10 protein-coding genes are annotated in these 17,503 nt (G+C 50.2%); 4 read left to right on the top strand and 6 right to left on the bottom strand.

What is annotated here, in order from left to right:
• Window positions 1–111: 111 nt before the first annotated feature.
• The 6 genes from BN8_RS31815 to BN8_RS15430 all read right to left on the bottom strand — a co-directional run bounded on the left by BN8_RS31815 (window position 112) and on the right by BN8_RS15430 (window position 9,013).
• The gene (locus BN8_RS31815; RefSeq protein WP_009282831.1) at window positions 112–1,152 is read right to left on the bottom strand and encodes an alpha/beta hydrolase; all 1,041 of its coding nucleotides are present in this window, start codon (window positions 1,150–1,152) and stop codon (window positions 112–114) included.
• Window positions 1,153–1,314: 162 nt separating this feature from the next.
• Entirely contained in the window at window positions 1,315–3,255 is a 1,941-nt protein-coding gene (locus tag BN8_RS15410; RefSeq protein WP_009282832.1) for an acyl-CoA synthetase, read from the bottom strand.
• A 299-nt stretch (window positions 3,256–3,554) separates the two neighbouring features.
• Window positions 3,555–5,426 carry a feruloyl-CoA synthase gene (locus BN8_RS15415; RefSeq protein ID WP_009282833.1) on the bottom strand — a complete coding sequence of 624 codons (1,872 nt, stop codon included), beginning with the start codon at window positions 5,424–5,426 and terminating at the stop codon, window positions 3,555–3,557.
• 39 nt (window positions 5,427–5,465) lie between these two features.
• Window positions 5,466–6,239 (bottom strand): crotonase/enoyl-CoA hydratase family protein, encoded by a 774-nt coding sequence (locus BN8_RS15420; protein ID WP_009282834.1) that lies wholly within the window; start codon window positions 6,237–6,239, stop codon window positions 5,466–5,468.
• Between the two features lie 152 nt (window positions 6,240–6,391).
• A complete protein-coding gene (locus BN8_RS15425; protein ID WP_192579055.1) occupies window positions 6,392–7,147 on the bottom strand; it encodes a DUF5602 domain-containing protein in 756 nt (251 codons plus the stop codon).
• Window positions 7,148–7,675: 528 nt separating this feature from the next.
• Window positions 7,676–9,013, bottom strand: a complete 1,338-nt coding sequence (locus BN8_RS15430) for a glycosyltransferase (RefSeq protein WP_009282836.1) — start codon at window positions 9,011–9,013, stop codon at window positions 7,676–7,678.
• A 494-nt stretch (window positions 9,014–9,507) separates the two neighbouring features.
• Between BN8_RS15430 and BN8_RS15435 the strand changes: the two genes are divergently transcribed.
• The 4 genes from BN8_RS15435 (at window position 9,508) to BN8_RS15450 (ending at window position 17,182) form a co-directional block, all read left to right on the top strand.
• Window positions 9,508–10,956, top strand: coding sequence for an amino acid permease (locus tag BN8_RS15435; protein ID WP_040005845.1), 1,449 nt, complete (start codon window positions 9,508–9,510; stop codon window positions 10,954–10,956).
• Window positions 10,957–11,413: 457 nt separating this feature from the next.
• Window positions 11,414–12,661 carry an MFS transporter gene (locus BN8_RS15440; RefSeq protein ID WP_009282838.1) on the top strand — a complete coding sequence of 416 codons (1,248 nt, stop codon included), beginning with the start codon at window positions 11,414–11,416 and terminating at the stop codon, window positions 12,659–12,661.
• Window positions 12,662–12,892: 231 nt separating this feature from the next.
• On the top strand, window positions 12,893–15,139 hold the full coding sequence (locus BN8_RS15445; protein WP_009282839.1) for a tetratricopeptide repeat-containing sensor histidine kinase: 2,247 nt from the start codon (window positions 12,893–12,895) through the stop codon (window positions 15,137–15,139).
• 72 nt (window positions 15,140–15,211) lie between these two features.
• Window positions 15,212–17,182, top strand: a complete 1,971-nt coding sequence (locus BN8_RS15450) for a sigma 54-interacting response regulator (RefSeq protein ID WP_009282840.1) — start codon at window positions 15,212–15,214, stop codon at window positions 17,180–17,182.
• Window positions 17,183–17,503 lie beyond the last annotated feature (321 nt).

Below are 17,503 nucleotides of genomic sequence, written 5' to 3' on the forward strand. Positions count from 1 at the left end.
CTTCTCTAGTTCGCCGACTGAAATCCGGCTGAACACCAGAAAAGCATCCTTTAACCGGCTGATCGTATACGTATGTGGTTTTGTTGATTGTGGTGCAAAATTCGAAGGATTTTACCGGCTTTCTGTCCCTAAATCCGGGGAGATGGTTTCCCTAAACTGGGTATGAAGGCGATCATTGCCGGAGGTTTGGTCCACGGTATTTGTTTCTGCCTTCGAACTGGTTTGCAGAAACCGGTGAATGATAGTCTGCCAACGGGCGCTTTCCCGAACACAGTACGACTCATGGGCCGACTGCTCAAATATGGCCAGCTCTTTGCGGGATGCGCCCAGATTCTTAAAAATGAGGTCCGTTTCTTGCCGCAGTACTCGCTGATCATTGCCCCCCCAGTTCAATAGCACCGGCATGGTCAGTTGCTTGGCATTGGCCGACGGCTGAAAGTCAAACATCCACGTCAAGCGCAGTGTGCTTCCCCAGAACATCAGCAGCTCCGATACCGGATGTACCGGTACGTGCAGGGTCCTTAATCGCCCTTCCACCGCATCGCTTATGGAAGCAAACGGGCATTCCAGAATCACCCGCGAGGGTTTTAGACTCCATTCGGGGATGGCTTTCAGAATGATTGACGCACCCATGGATCGTCCCCAGAGTACAATGTTTTTCTCGCCCATCCGCACCACGTAGTCATACGCTACCTTCAGATCATTGGTTTCATGAAAGCCTAAGGTGCAGACATTCCCTTCACTATTGCCATGCGCCCGAAAATCGAATAGGAAGGTATTGTAGCCCAGGGTGCGAAAATAAGCCGCTTCGCACAGAACATCCGATTTATTCGTTCCATGGCCGTGACACAGAATGACGGTCCCCTTTGCTTGCCCGATCGGACCGTACCAGCCTTCCAGCTTCTGGTGTCGGTCGTTTACCAACTGTACGGTCTGGAAGGAAAATCCGGGTTGGTCATGCACGGCGGATTTCATATGCTTCCACCCAAAAAGAGCAATCTGCAACTTTTCGAGGGTAGAATACGAGTCTAGTTTCCGGCGGGGTTCCTGTTCCGGATTGTCATAAAAGTACGTGAACCGAGCGGCATGAAAGGCGACCACGCCATTCAATAGGACAAAAAGCACGAGCAAACTAATTCCAGCGATGCGCATAACGGGGTGACAGAATGAGAGTTTACGTTGGGAGTTGATAGAAAGTCATGGGACTGTTGATTTCAACCTGAAACCCAACACCCTTCAAGGATAAGATTGACGCCCAATAAGACTTGGTTGTTGGCGCTATCCCGTATGCACTGACAGACGGCGGCCATTTCCTCAACGCCAGGTAATCCGGTAGGGGAACGTGAAGCCGGTCAGGGCGGTTTTCAGGCGTTGTTCGGTAGCTAACGTATCGGGACTGTGGCCTTCCAGATGAACCGAAAACCCAGCTTTGGGATCGTCGTGGACGGCAATCTCCAGCAACCGAATTCCTTCGATTTTCGTCACTTCCTCCCTATAGACCCGACTGATTTCCTGTTTGATCAGAGCGGGCTTGAAGAGTTTGCCAATGGCCGTAAGGGGTAGATTCGACTCGATGTAAATACGTTTCGGTATAGCGGCCCGCTCCGGAATGTACTCATTTACAAAGTGCAGCAGTTCTTCTTCCGAAGCCTGTTTACCCGCCGACAGCGTTACGTAAGCAACCGGCACTTCACCCAGCATGGCGTCCGGTCGACCGATCGCAGCCGCCAGTGCAACGGCGGGGTGTGCGGTTAGTACCTCTTCTATCAGGCGCGGATCGATGTTGTGGCCACCCCGGATAATCAATTCCTTTTTTCGGCCGGTAATGTAGAAATAACCTTCTTCATCGATACGTCCCAGATCGCCCGTATTGTAGTAAGGCTCACCACCGTCGCCGGTATCCACCCAGATGCCCCGATTATGCTGCGGTTGCTGATAGCCCCCGAATACGTTCGGTCCCCGCACCACCAGAACGCCAATTTCGTTGGGTTGGGCATCCCGAATATAGCTTCCTGTTTGCTCGTCAAGGATAACCGGCTTGATCTCCTGTTCGGGTAACGGTAGCCCAATGGACCCCGCGATTCGCTTCCCGTTGAGTGGATTGCAGGTACTGATGCAGGTGCCTTCGGTCAGGCCGTACCCTTCGGCGATCTGTACCCCGGTGCGCTGTTCAAACGCGCGTATGACATCGACCGACAGCGGAGCCGCTCCACAAAAAGCGTACTGCAACGAACTGATGTCCTGGTTTTCGACCGGAACATCCAGCAAATAGCTATACACCGTCGGTACACCACTGAAGGCTGTTATCTGGTAGAGCTCGACGATTTTCCAGAAATTTTTAACAATACCCGGCCCCCGGTATCCCTGCAGGCTGCCCATCACCAGCGTATACCCCAACGACCAGGGAATGCTGCCGGTAATGACGACCCCGTTGACATGAAACCAGGGCAGGCCGCAGAAAAAAGTTTCTGGCCGTTGGGAAGCCCCCGGCCCCAACAACAGGCTGGCTGTCCGGGTCATACTGGTCAGGTTACTGTGGGTGAGCGGGGCTAATTTAGGCGTGCCGGTGGTACCCCCCGTATGAAAATAACAGGCAATCTCCTCGGGCTGGATGAAGCGGCTCTGCACCCGATGGTCATCCGGCTGACGACGTAACCACTCGTTAAAGTCAATAATTTGATGCGTGTGGCTCTGCGCTTTAGGGTTAACCAGTTGCCACGCCAAGACCGCCATTTGTTTGCCAATCGGTAGATAAGGCCGCAAATCGACCGTGACGATGGTTTGCAGCGTTGGTATCTTGTCTTTAATCTTCTCTACCTTCTGCCAGATGTCGGTTTTCGGAAAAGGAGCCAGACACACGAGTACCTTCGTCCCGGCCGACCGCATGATGGCCGCAATCTGTCCGGCTTCCAGCAGCGGATTGATTGGGTTGACAATACCGACGGCCTGCCCACCCCAAAGCGTAAATGCCATTTCAGGTATGTTCGGCAACAGGCAGGAAATGACATCTGTGGGTTTTAAGCCCAGTTCACTAAATAGGTTGGCCGTCTGATAGAGTTTAGCGGCCAACTGAGCAAAGGTGTAATCGACGGAATCCGTAAAGAGTTTGCCGTCGAAAAGGTAGCGAAAGGCCAGCGCATCCGGCCGAATGGCGGCTCCGGCCAGCAACATGGAGAACGTATCGTTGGCAGTCGGAAACCGAATTACGGGTGTGCTATCTCGGGGGTCGACGGGCGTACCGGCGCTTTTTATCATATCCAGTGAAAATGGTTGGCAGAAAAGTGGTTACACAGACCTGTCGAATGCTACGTCAACCCGAGCATTCGACAGGTATTTTCGTTCAGAGTCAGCGGCTTAACTTCCTCTTCAACTTTTAAAATACCGAGCAAACGCTTCGTCGAACCTAGGTCGGTATCCGTCGTGTGGGCGTTTGCACGAGGCTTCAGCGTGCTTATTTATGTGCGTCGATAGCCACCAGTACGGCAGGAGTTAGGCGGGTCAGCTCTGAAGAAAAAGCAGTTGTCAATGTTGATTTTAAGTACGCCTACAGTTCATCAAGACAATGCATTTGCCGTCGTCACGGCAACCGTATTTTGGGCATCAGCTGCGGTCAACCAACCATTTTCAGGATACAGCATACCTACCAAATGCGGACGGTTATGCAGAATAGCGCGCTGATTCAGTGACCCTTTATCAGTGATTTCGCCCCGATCCGCTGCGGGCGGTTCGAGCGCAACTACGGCCACTTCCAGGCGGTCGGCACTGCCGCGCGCGGTCTGGTTCACCTGCTTCAGCAGCTGGACCGTAAATTCCGTAACGGCCGGTGCCAAAAAAGCGTCCCGGGTCGATACGTCGTCGGATAATCCCGCCAGCTCCCGGCAGGCATCCGGGTTGAAAAATAAAATCGCGCTTACGTAATCACGGTTAAGTCCCACCATCACGGCATCCTGCACGAGCGGAGAACCGACTGCAATAATTTTCTCCCGCAGCATACCGACATTAACCCAGGTGCCAGTAGACAGCTTGAAATCTTCAGCGATTCGACCATCAAAGATAAGGCCCTTGTCGGGGTCATTTTCATCCAGAAACCGAACGGCATCCCCTGTTTTGTAATAGCCCTCTTCATCGTACGCACTACTGGTTGCTATCTCATCGCGCCAATAACCGGGGGTGATGTTGGGCGCTTTATACCGGGCCTCCAGCTTGTTGCTGTCGGGCACTAATTTCAGATCCAGACCGGCCACGGGTACGCCTAGAAGTCCCGCAAAACTGTCGGTTCGGTTGGCAATTATGGCCAAAGGACTCGATTCGGTCGAGCCAAAGCCCGTAACGATTGGAATGATTTGCCCGGTTGCTTCGATCGTCAGTTCTTCCCAGCGATCCCAAACAGGTTGCGACAAGCTAGCTCCGGCATAAAACAGTAAGTTAAGCCGGGAGAAAAAAGTCGTCTGCAAGGCCCAGTCTCGTTCGAAGTAGGGGATCAGCATCTCAAAGCCTTTGGGCACATTGAAATACATGGTCGGCGAAACATCCCGTAAATTCTGAACCGTTGTTTCGATACCGAGGGGTGTAGGTTTTCCGTCATCGATATACAGGGTACCCCCGTTATAAAGCACCAGCCCGAAATTATAATTACCACCGAAGGTATGATTCCAGGGCAGCCAGTCCAGCAATACCTGCGGTTGGGTAGCCAGGAAAGGAAACGCCTGCAAAATCTGCTGCTGGTTCGCACTCCACATGCCGTGGGTGTTGATGACGCCTTTGGGAACACCCGTTGACCCCGACGTAAACAAAATCTTGGCGACGGTATCGGCCCCAACGCGCTGGTAGGCTTCTTCCACGGCGGCTGTAGGCTCGGTCTGGAGCAATTCTTCGAAATTTGTGTTACCCGTTGGCTCAGCCGTCAGGATAATAACGTCGGGCAATAGCGATTTCGCCAGAGCAAGTGCCTGTTCATAGAGTTGCCCGTTCTGCGCAAAAACGAGCCTGGGCGTCATGAGTTGCAGGCAGTACGTAAGCCGTTCAAATCCGTTTGATCCGAGCGAATACTGGGGCGAAACTGGTGCGTACGGAATCCCAACGTACATAGCTGCCAGCGCCAGGAGCGCGTGCTCCAGACTATTTTCTGACAGAATAACGATCGTATCGTCCACCGTAAGCCCCTGATTCAGCAGGCATTGGGCCAGTGATTGAACCTGCCGGAGCGCCTGCCCATATGATAGATGAACCCATTCGCCCCTGGCGTTTCGGCGAGCCAGGAACGTAGTATCCGGCTGCCGATCAGCCCAGAAGCGCAACTTTTCGGTCATTTTCTCCGGATAGGGTGCCAGCGGCTCGTCAGCGCGTAACCGAATCGTACCGTCGGTTTCGTGGTACATCTTAGTTTTGACCGGGCCAAAGGCGACAGTTTTACAAGGAAATTTCATAAGAATCTGAAAGGTTATTGCGGGAAGACGGTTAGTTCATTACTGAAATGCTTTCGGCGCTTTGCCATCCAAAAAAGCCGTCAAGCGCTGTTTAGCCTCCGGTAAGGATTGAGCCATGGCCACCGTCAAGCTTTCGAGTAACAGCCCTTCGGCATGAGCCGAATCGGTAATACGGGGCAAAATATGCATCAACGCATAGTTCGTCATGGGCGTATTCTGCGCGATCTTACGGGCCAGTTCGATGCCTTTGGCTAATCCGGCATCCGGTGGGGTAATGTACTGCGATAGCCCTAGCGTGAGCCCTTCGTCCGCCGTCAACATTCGCCCAGTAAACATCATATCGGCCATCCGGGCCATGCCCATCAGCTTCGGCAGGCGAACCGAGGCTCCGCCACCCACAAAAATGCCCCGCTGCCCTTCCGGCAGGGCGTAAAACGTACCCTGTTCAGCCACGCGAATATGGCAGGCAGCGGCAATTTCAAGTCCTCCACCAATACAGGCGCCACGAAGCACGGCCACCACGGGCACGGGTCCAAACTGAATCTGATCCAGCGCCCGGTGCCAGGTTCTGGAGTGCTGCATGCCGTCAATCAGATCGCGTTCTTTCAGTTCGTTCAGATCGAGTCCGGCACTGAAGTGTGGTCCTTCACTGTGTAATACAGCACACTTTATACCGGTAGGAACGGCCGAGAAAACCGCTTCAAGACAAAGAAGCAGTTCTTCGTTCACTGCATTCCGCTTGTCGGGACGATTCAGTTTAACCAGGAGCAGTTCATTCTGCTGCTCTACATCTACCAGCGCATCTCCTTTCATAATTTCCTCAATAGCTTTTCGAAACTTGCCTAACGCTTACCTATATACGCAACAAAACAAATGGCGTTTATGACCACAGAGTAATCCGACTCAACCGCTATTTTCATATAAGGACATAAGCCCACATTTACAGGCTTATGTCCTCAATCGGCTTACTGTTTTTGAGTCAGCTCCAGTGAAATGGTGAAAACTCGGCTGGCTTTATCGTACCGAACGGTGTAGGCTCCTGGGTAAGCACTCGCATTGAGCGTAGTGGCCGGTTTGGATAGCGTGATGAGCGTATCTGGCTCCGTCGATAACCATTTATGCGCCATCATCGGCTCGTGGAAAATCACCTGACCGTTATAGCTGCCGTAAATAAAGGTCGTTTTAAACGGAGCACCCTTCAGTTCGGATGAGGTAAGATCTACCCAGTGTTTGCCCATAGCAGGCTCTGCTTCACCGGGTGTCGATGCGTAGTTGGGCGGGAAAAAGCTGGCATCCGGCAGTTTTTCCGCTTCGGCTGTTCCCGGTTTAATGCCCGCTCGTTGCTGCTGACTAATCATGTAAAAGTGCATATCGAAGTGGGGCACATTGTATACCCCGTTAGGCATATGACCATGCGGGGCCCAGTCCAGCGAGATGTGGTCATACGCCGTTTTCTGTTTTTCGGCCGGTAATGGCAATTCGTACGAAATGGCCCCGTGTTCACCCTGCTGAGGCAGATTGTCAAGCGCACCACGGGTCATGGTGAAACCGATTGATGTAGCCTTGCCTGATTGATCGAGTTTGATAAAACTTTGGGCGGTTCCGTTCCCAACTTTTACCTGCGGTCCGCGCGTTACCCCTTGATTGCCTGGGGTATTTTCGTTGTCCCTATCACAGCCATAAAAAAACGCTGTTGACAGAATAATAAGACTTGTCGCCATAATCAATGGCGTTACGATTTGCTTTTTCATACTAAAATTAACCTGTGAATAAAAAAGGATCCGGCGTGGTCTGCGCTTAGTCGTTGCTTAGTCTACTGACCGTTTTGGGCAGCTGGCTTTTCCGGATTTTGCCATTTATAGCTGCGCTGACTGATTGATTTATTGGTTGGAATACATATAGCCGCATCAGCAACAGAACTGTTATGTTGCTTATAGTTTTGCGACCGAATCGATCGTCGATAATCGGCTATTGTAATGACCTGATTTTCTGTATCAGAACCATTGGATGGCATCTTGTAGTTCGTTGCTGCGTGCCTCGACGGGCGCAGCGCCCTAACCAATTCTGCCGGTTTTTTTGGGGGAGTTGGTTGTTGATAAGAGGTAGAACCTGCAATTAAACAAGCCACTGCCTGTAGACACAATATTCTCATTTTAGATTGTTGAAGACTTTATAAAAAGATCCGTAGCCATTTGACAAGATCCTTTTAACCAGCTACAGAATCGTTCGATTCAGTTGATACTCTTATCTCAGTGCACCGACAACTGCTGACTATGCTCGTTGATGACCTGAAGCGCGTACTGTACACAAAGTTCTTTTGCGTTGTAATCACTCATTTCCTGGGCCAGCCGGGCAATGTTTTCCCGGTACGTATTGTCCTGAATGACCTGTTCTACCGCATCGCGTATGGCCTGTGGGGTTGGCGTTTCCGTGTTCAGATTAATACCGATTTTGAAATACCCAATGCGTGCGCATATCTCGCTTTTTCCTTCGTGTAAGCCAGCCGCCACAATGGGTAACTGATTGGCAATGCTCAGCAACGTACCGCTGTATCCGCCGTTGGTTACGTATACCGTAGCGTAGGTCATCGCGACTCGAAACGGTATATAGTCCTCAATGATGATGTTGTCCCACGGGTATTTTTCTCGCAGTTGCTCCGTGTTGTTACCGCCGGTAGCGGCAATGACCAGTGTATCACTGCTGTATTGGAACGCATCCAGCGTCGGTTCAATTAATTTGGCTGTATCGCGTTCCACCGTGCCTTGAGTGACCAGCACGGTTCGTTTATACTTTCGCCAGCGGTCGTCGTTCCAGAACCGATCAAGCTGGTCGGACGAATAAGGCAACAATCCCCCGATAAAGCGGACATTTTCACCCAAATCGCTTCGTTGGTATTCAAAGGATGGAGTGCCAATCTGCAGATACAGGTCGGCGTGCTTGATGAGCGTATCGAACAGATATGAGTTCCCGGGCGTAATTCCATGCTCGCTCAGAATGGCGGCATAGGCATCAATTGATTCCTTGAATACTACTTCATTGAAGTGCTTCCACATCAGAGCGTAGGCATTCCGTTCGTCCTCATTGGCAGGCGGATAGAGACCCGGTCCGAAAGGTGCAGTATCCTTCGACTCTTCAGCCAGCGGAATCACACCAATCGCCAGCACCGGCACATTAAGCTGGGTTTTAATCAGCGGTATGGCCGAAAACAAACTGTCGGCAATGACCAGTTCGAATGGGAAGATTTGTTGTATTTGCCGAAGGTCCTGCAAATAACTGGTTGACAGCTTGCCAAAAATCAGCATGTCGAAATTAGCTTTATCACCTACGTCGGTAAGGAGCGCTCTTTCAGAATACAGCTCATCTACCGAATCGGCATTAACATCTTCATGGGCTAAAACCGGGAAATGAGGGATGCCTAATTTTTCAAGCCTTTTTTTGTAGATGTCTGACGTGTACCACCGTACATCGCAACCGGCTTCCTGCAGGTGCTTAGCAAGACCAGTCAGTGGGTTAAAATGACCATCGGCGGAAAAAGTAGCCACCAATATTTTCTTACCGGCCACTTGTTCTCTGAGTGAAATGTTCATGGTTGTAGTTGGTTTACTCCTTTTCAATTGACCTGCGTCAAAACGAGACTGCAAAATTGGCTGTCGGGCAGGCGGCCTACCATCCCCAAAAGTGGGGAAATCAGTCCCTCACCCAGAGGATAACGCATCCATCATCATAGAACAACCCCCACACAATCAACACCTTACCTTCATAGCATTTCAAGAAAATGCATGAAACAATATCGGGAACGTAGCGGCTTTATATGTTCTTTTAGCTCTGCCAACTTAGGAACTGACCATTAGTGGGGCCGGAACCAGATGTACCTTACCATGAGCAGTCCAGATTGAAAGCGGCTCGTAAATTTCGCTTTAGAGTCCCCATTTGGGGGTAGACCATACTCCCTTTTTCAGGGATGGAAACGGCCTGATTCCGTAGGGATCTTTGCAGCTTGAAATGCAATTCGCCAACAGGATTACCGCTTTCCATTGGCTACCCTAATCACGCCTTATTGGCTTACATCCATTATCCAGCTATGAAAAATCAATTGTGGGCTAAAAAGCCCATCGGTGCCTTGTTGAAAGATACCACCGGCAAAAACGGCTCTCTGAAACGCTCATTGGGCTCGATCAGTTTGGTGGCGTTAGGCATAGGCGCCATTATTGGGGCCGGACTGTTCTCCCTGACGGGCATTGCCGCGGCCGAGCACGCGGGTCCTGCCGTCACCATCTCGTTTGTAATCGCAGCCGTGGGCTGCATTTTTGCCGGTTTATGTTATGCTGAATTTGCCTCCATGATTCCAATTGCCGGCAGCGCCTATACGTATTCCTACGCGACCATGGGCGAGTTTATCGCCTGGATCATTGGCTGGGATCTCGTACTGGAATACGCCCTGAGCGCAGCCACTGTATCGGTTAGCTGGTCGAGGTATTTGCTTGAATTTCTGAGTAAATACGGTATTCATTTGCCGCCCCGGTTAATTTGTTCGCCCTTTGACGCATTACAACTCAGCGATGGCACCCACATCAGTAATGGCCTGATAAATCTGCCCGCCGTTCTAATTGTCTGTATACTTTCTTTAATTCTGATTTTGGGTACGCAGGGGTCCGCCCTAATTAATAATCTGCTGGTGATAGTGAAAGTAGCCGTGGTTTTACTCTTTATTACGCTGGGCTGGCAGTTCATTGACCCACAAAACTACGTTCCCTATATTCCGGCCAACACCGGTCAGTATGAGCATTTCGGGTGGAGTGGTATTGCTACAGGGGCTGCTGTTGTCTTTTTCGCATTTGTTGGCTTTGATGCCGTTTCTACCGCTGCTCAGGAAGCCCGTAATCCGCAGAAAGGAATGCCGATTGGCATTTTGGGATCCCTGTTCATCTGCACAATTCTCTACGTGCTGTTTGCCCATGTAATGACTGGTCTGGTCAACTATACTGAATTTGCCAACGATGCTAAACCGGCGGCTACAGCCTTCGCCAAAACCGGTTACGATTCGTTGCAAACGGCGCTGATCGTTGCTATCCTGGCGGGTTATACGTCTGTCATGCTAGTGATGCTGCTGGGCCAGAGCCGCGTATTCTACGCCATGAGCCAAGATGGCTTACTTCCCTCCTTTTTCAGTCAGATACATACAAAATTCCGTACGCCCTGGAAAACAAACCTCTTTTTTATGGGCTTTGTAAGCCTTTTTTCAGGCTTCGTTCCGGTTAGCGATCTTGGACACATGGTCAGCATCGGAACGCTATTCGCCTTTTGTCTGGTTTGTATTGGCGTATGGCTCCTTCGGGTAAATCTTCCTGATCACCCCCGTTCTTTCCGAACGCCATTTGTGCCACTGGTTCCGGTACTGGGAGTTCTGGTTTGTCTGTATCTGATGTATTCGCTCCCGGTCGAAAGCTGGTACAGACTGGCCTTGTGGCTGCTTCTTGGACTGCTCATCTACTTTTTCTATAGCCGAAAGCACAGTAAACTAGCTCGTTAACAGTTTATAATCATTAGCCAACAGATTGACGTACCCTTCGGTATTTATTTAAGCCGGACCCTGGGGTGTGGGCAGAACGGCATGATTGCCGCTACAGGGCTAACAGGGCGCCGTATTGCCTAGCCGCGTCTATCACCATCAGCTTACAGAGAAAGAAAAGCTTCGTTGTGGTACGTCGGCGTGTTGGATCAGCAATGGCGAAACCAAACCTATTCCGTCAAACGAACCCACCCCAACGGATATGTCGCGTTAACGATGCTTATACCGTAGCGTAATGGACATTCATTCACCACCGGAACTGGTGTTAGGCAAAACAAAACCGCTTAAGCAGCATTAAAGGTCCCCACCGAATCCGCCTTTATCGTACCTGCCCGGACAGAACACCAATTCGGCAGAGACCATACCACATTCACTACTACGTATTAACCACCTGATTTGGGCAGCTACTCATAATCCTATGCAATCATCAACGCTTTCCCCCGCTACGCCCGTCGTTTGGCGTTCCTTGTTCACAGCTCCTGTTTTAATAGCCGCCTTAGGCTATTTCGTAGACGTGTATGACCTCGTATTATTTAACATCGTACGGGTTCCGAGTTTGCAGGACCTCAACCTGTCAGAAGCTGCCATATCGGCTGTTGGTGGAAAAATTCTCAATTTTCAGCAGGCAGGTTTATTAGTAGGCGGTATTCTTTGGGGAGTACTTGCCGACAAGCGCGGGCGTATGTCGGTTCTCTTCGGCTCTATTCTGATGTATTCGCTGGCCAACATCGCCTGTGGATTTGTTCAGGATGCCGACGTGTATGCCTGGCTACGATTCGTTGCGGGTCTGGGACTGGCGGGTGAACTCGGCGCGGGTATTACTCTTGTAAGCGAAATTCTGCCTAAAGAAGTACGCGGATACGGCTCATCGCTGGTGGCCAGCGTTGGTTTGCTGGGCGCGGTGGTAGCCTATTTTACGGTTACGCTTTTCAACTGGCGCATCACTTACTTTGTGGGGGGTGGCTTAGGTTTGGGCTTGTTGGCCCTGCGGGTAAACGTGCTTGAGTCAGGCCTGTTTCGAAAAACACAGCAGCGTAAAAGCGCACGCGGTAATTTCTGGGCCTTGTTTGGTACCCGCGCCCGGGCACTTCGTTATCTGCGCTGCATGGGCATTGCCCTCCCTACCTATCTCGTTCTTGGTCTGCTGGCTACGTTCAGCAATGAGTTTGGTGAAGTGCTTGGTATCGAGGAGGTAATTCAGCCAGGGCGATGTATCATGTTTACCTACGCCGGTACTGTAGTAGGTGATCTATTCAGTGGTTTGCTGAGCCAGATACTCAAGTCGCGCAAAAAAGCCATCGGTCTAATGATGGGAATGACAGCCGTTCTACTCTACTGTTATCTAACTGCCGTCGCCGACTCGGCCGATACCTTTTACTGGCTTTGTTTCGGTATGGGTTTTGGCATTGGCTACATTGCCATGTTCCTGACCATAACGGCTGAAAGTTTCGGTACTGATCTTCGGGCCACCGCAACAAGTTCCGTAGCCAACAACGTTCGGGCGACCACCTTGCTAAGCATCCCAGCGTTCCAGGCCATGAAGCCCGTAGTTGGCGTTATAAACGCAGCTTCCATTGTGGCCATCCTTAGCTTTTCTTTAGCACTTCTCTCGTTGATTACGATGACTGAGACTTATGGGAAAGAGCTGGATTATACAGAAGACTGAACGGTCAACAACCGATTATTGGGAGAATCCAGGGAATTCAGTTAATTTTAAATACCTTCTGATACACAGATTGCTAGGGAGTATATCATGATTTCCGGAGGGAACTGACAACGGTGGCGAATAACTCATTTTGGAACGCAACCTAAAGCTCAAATTAAGCGTATTGATCAGACTAACGAGTCACCGTTCCATCCAAGCCGGGCGATTTGGGTTCTAACAGAATCTGGACACATGCTGAAAATACTGCTTTTTGTGAGCGCTTTCTTTCTACCGTATAATCCGCTGACTGCCCAGTCAGCGGATTATACGGTAGCTGACACCAATCGAATCAACCAGTTCCTGGAGACCGCTAAAGCGTATATCGTTAAGCCCGGCGAGCAGGCCGCAGATTTGGACAAGGCGCTGTCGCTCGTACAGGAAGCGATGCTTTTAAGCACGGCCATTCCGTACGACAAAGGCCAGGGAAACGCGCTTCGGTTGCTGGCACAGGTATATCGGGAAAAAGGCGATCTCGAACGGGGGAAGACGTTTCTGCAGCGCGCCATTGCTGTTTTCACGCGCAACAAGGACTGGAAAGCGCTTGGAGAAAGCTACCTCGCACTAAGTCGAAACTATGATTTAACGGGTCAGGAATTACAAAAGCGCATTCAGCTAGTCAGGAAAGCGCAACTAATTTTTCAGGGAAAATCACCCAAACATGAAGCCGACTGCTTAAAGGAATTAGGCGATCTGCACCAGTCGATGGGCGATTACAATCAGGCTTTAAACGAACTAAAGCAGGCACTCACTCTGTATCAGTCGGTGCATTACCGTCAGTTGCAGGGGGTTTATGGGCTGTTGGGTGCCACTTCAGCCTCAGCGGGCGACCTGAAAGAAGGCATTCGGTATGGGTTGCTGGCGATTCAGACCGGCGAAACGCTTAACGATAGCACGCTTCAGATGAGCACCCTGTACAATCAGTTGGGCATCAGTTATTATGAACTAAAAGAATACGTAAAAGCGGATACATACTTTCGCAGGGCGCTGACCATTGCGGGAAAGCATCACGATGCCAATACTGTACATGTACTGGCCTTGAACATCACCAACAGTTTATTACGTTTGAACCAACCGAAAAAAGCGTTGGTCTTTCTCCGAGATATTACTGAACGCTACGCACCGATAAACATTGACAACCGGGTTCGGGTGATGGCCAGTTTTGTTACCATTTACGGAACCTTGAAGCCATACTCGCTGGGTCAGCGCTACTGTAATCAATTAGTAACCTTAGTAACCCGCCATGAGTTAGGTGAGGAATTGCAACGGGTCGCCTATCTGAGCCTGATCAAATTTTACTTCGCCACCAAACAGTATGCACTGGCTCAAAAGTATCTGAAGGCTCACCGAGCTATTGCCGAGCAAACCCAGTTAAGAGCCGGCCTGATGATTAGTCATTTGTGGGCGTTCAGACTGGATTCGGCTCAGGGTAATTATTTATCGGCTATTACGCAGTACCAACAGTTTAAAGCGCTGGGCGATTCGCTGGTCGATGAGTCCAAGAGCCGACAGATCAACCAGCTCGAAATACGTTTCGAAACCGAAAAGAAAAACAAAGACATCAAGCTGAAAGAGAAAAATATTCAATTGCTGGTAAAACAGTCACAGATCCAGCAAGCCCAGTTGCAACAGGCTACGTTTACGCGAAACATAACCCTAACGGGCGTGGCATTACTGTGTGCCATTGTCGGCCTGCTTTATAAAGGCTACCGACTCAAGCAGAAAAGTAATCAGCAACTTCAGGCCCAGCAGACAGTCATTCATCAAAAAAACACGGCGCTCCAGCAATTGCTCGAGCGGCAGAACAAGCTGCTCCAGGAGAAAGAATGGCTCATGAAAGAGGTACACCACCGGGTAAAAAATAACTTGCAGGTCGTCATGAGTCTGTTGAATGTGCAGTCCGCGTACCAGGAAAACCCGGCTGCAGTGGGTGCGATTCGGTACATGCAACAGCGGATGCAGGCGATCTCGTTGATCCACCAGCGGCTGTACCAATCGGAAAACGTAGCGGCCGTCGATATGGCGGGTTACGTTCCTGAATTCATTAATTATCTCAAAAGAGTTTTTGACGTAGATCACCAGATCGTTTTTGACCTGCGGATCGACCCCATTCAGCTAAACGTGAACCAGGCTGTTCCGCTGAGCTTACTGTTGAATGAAGCCATCACAAACGCAATTAAGTATGCGTTTCCCAATCAACAGGAGGCACAAATCAACCTAACCCTGAAGCGTATTGAACCCAAAAGTATACTATTGAGCGTGGCGGACAATGGTGTGGGTTTGCCGCCAGATTTCGACGTTTCCGAAACCAACTCTTTAGGATTTAGCCTGATGGAAGGATTCTGTCAGCAACTGGATGGACACTTTACGGTAGAAAATGACAATGGTGTAAACATTTCGGTGGTCTTTGCCGAAGAGGAGCTGATTATTAAAGAAGTATAAATCCGGCAACGTATCTATTAATTTGTGTGGCTTGCGAGCTGTGCGGCTGACGATTTGGTACACTTCGATCGTATGGATAAAAAGATTCTGATTGTTGAAGATGAATTCATCATTGCCAAAGACTTGCGTCTGTTACTGGAGCGTAATGGCTACACCGTATGTGGCATCGCCAAGTCAGTGACCGAAGCGATGGACATTCTACGGGATCAGACTCCCGATTTGGTATTGCTGGATATCCAGTTGAAAGGCAACCTGACGGGTATTGATCTGGCCCATCAACTTCAGGAAAAAGCAATTGCTTTTGTTTATCTGTCTTCCAATACGAACCAGTCCGTGCTGGAAGCGGCCAAATCGACGCATCCCTACGGATTTATCGTTAAGCCGTTTCGGGAAAAAGACGTATTAATTTCTTTGGACATTGCTCATTATCGTTATGAGCAGAATCGGGCGGTTGATCGACGGCAGCGGCAACTGCTTCAACACGCATTAGATCAACTCGTAACGGAACCCATTGGCAGCGACCAAAAACTGCTGAAAACTGGACAGGCCTTACTGCCCTACGTGCCGTTCGATTGCCTGACCGTCGGTCTGGAACAACCACTGGGAGCCGTTTCGGTGAACCGTTCTTTTTTACGAATTGGTTATGATGAGTATCAGACGGCCGGACTGTCCGAACTGGCAGCCATAACGGGCGTAAAAGAAGGGGCCTTAACGGCTATGCAAGCCACTACGTTGGTTCCCGAAACACCAGTTCGGTTCGTTAATGACGATTTCAAACGCATCTGTCAGCAGCAACCGCTCCGGAAATTGCTGGCAACTACCTTTCGGTTGCAATCGAATATTACCCTCCCCCTCCACCTGTCTGCCGAAACAACGCTTGTCCTAGCCCTGTATAGCCGTAGTCCGGATGCTTACAAAGCCGAGCAGCTGGCGTTCCTGAGTTGTTTACAACCTGCGCTTATTGAAGTCATCCAATCAGTCGTTGCAGAAAAAAACAACGCTTTTGGCGAGCAAAACCGGCTGGATACCCAGCAAATGTCTGCATCTGCCGGGACAACACCGCTGAAAGAAATAATTGGTAACAGTCCCTCAATGGTATCGATTTTCGATCAGTTGACGCAGGTGGCTCCGTACGAAACTTCGGTGCTTATTTTAGGCGAAAGTGGTACGGGAAAAGAACGCATTGCCCGCGCCATTCATCAGCAATCGCCCCGACATGCAAAGCCCTTAGTAGTCGTAAATTGTGGTGCGCTGCCAGCAAATCTAATTGAGTCCGAACTCTTCGGTCACGAGAAAGGCGCCTTCACCGGCGCGGTGAACCGACGCATCGGAAAGTTTGAAATGGCTAGCGAGGGGACGCTCTTTCTGGACGAGATTGGCGAGATGCCGCTGGATTTACAGGTGAAGTTACTGCGCGTTTTACAGGAAAAACAAATCGAACGAGTGGGCGGTAAAGATCCCATCAAAATAGATGTGCGAATTTTGGCAGCCACGAACCGAAACCTGGAAAAAGAGATTGCCGAAGGTCGCTTCCGGCTAGACCTGTATTATCGCCTGAACGTATTTCCTATTGTGCTTCCGCCCCTGCGGGAAAGATGCGATGATATCAAACCACTAGCCAATCACTTTGCCCGCCAGTTCTGCCAGCAATACAATAAACCTTTTCTTGGTATCAGCGATGCGATGATGACGGAGTTGGAAAGGTGGATTTGGCCGGGTAACATCCGGGAACTGGAAAACTGCATAGAGCAATCCGTCATTCTCCATAATGCACTGACACCCCTGGAATTAAAACGGCCGCTAGTAAGTGGGCCGTTTGTCAACGGGGGTGCGATTTCTGCTCATCAGTCGCCTAAAACCTTATTGGATGTGAAGACAATTCAGGAGCAAACCGAAAAAGATTATTTGCTCTCCATTCTGAAAGGTACCCGGGGGCGTATACGCGGACATGGTGGTGCGGCCGAAGTATTGAACCTTAAGCCAACGACATTGGAGTCACGGATGGCCAAGCTGGGCATTAAGAAAGAGGATATTTTCGATTGACACTCGTAAGTGTTATTAACGGATCATTGTTTTCCTGGCAGCGACGACTGTTGAATAAGCGTCGACTGACGCGACAGACATACCTGTTTACATAAACTCTGTTTGACCTTTCCCCAAGCAGACCGTTCATGTAAACGTAAACAACAATTTCACTGGACGTTCTCATACCGGCCCGATCAGCAGGCAGATTTTTCTGGTTCACCTGAGGGATTACTTAAGTCAAAAAAGTTTGGCCCGATTTGGCACCCTTCCCATAACTCTCTTAATGATACATTGGTCCGCAGGATTATTTAGCTTAATCTATGAACTATCTTCAGGTCA

Source organism: Fibrisoma limi BUZ 3 (assembly GCF_000296815.2).
GTDB classification, from domain to species: Bacteria; Bacteroidota; Bacteroidia; order Cytophagales; family Spirosomataceae; genus Fibrisoma; species Fibrisoma limi.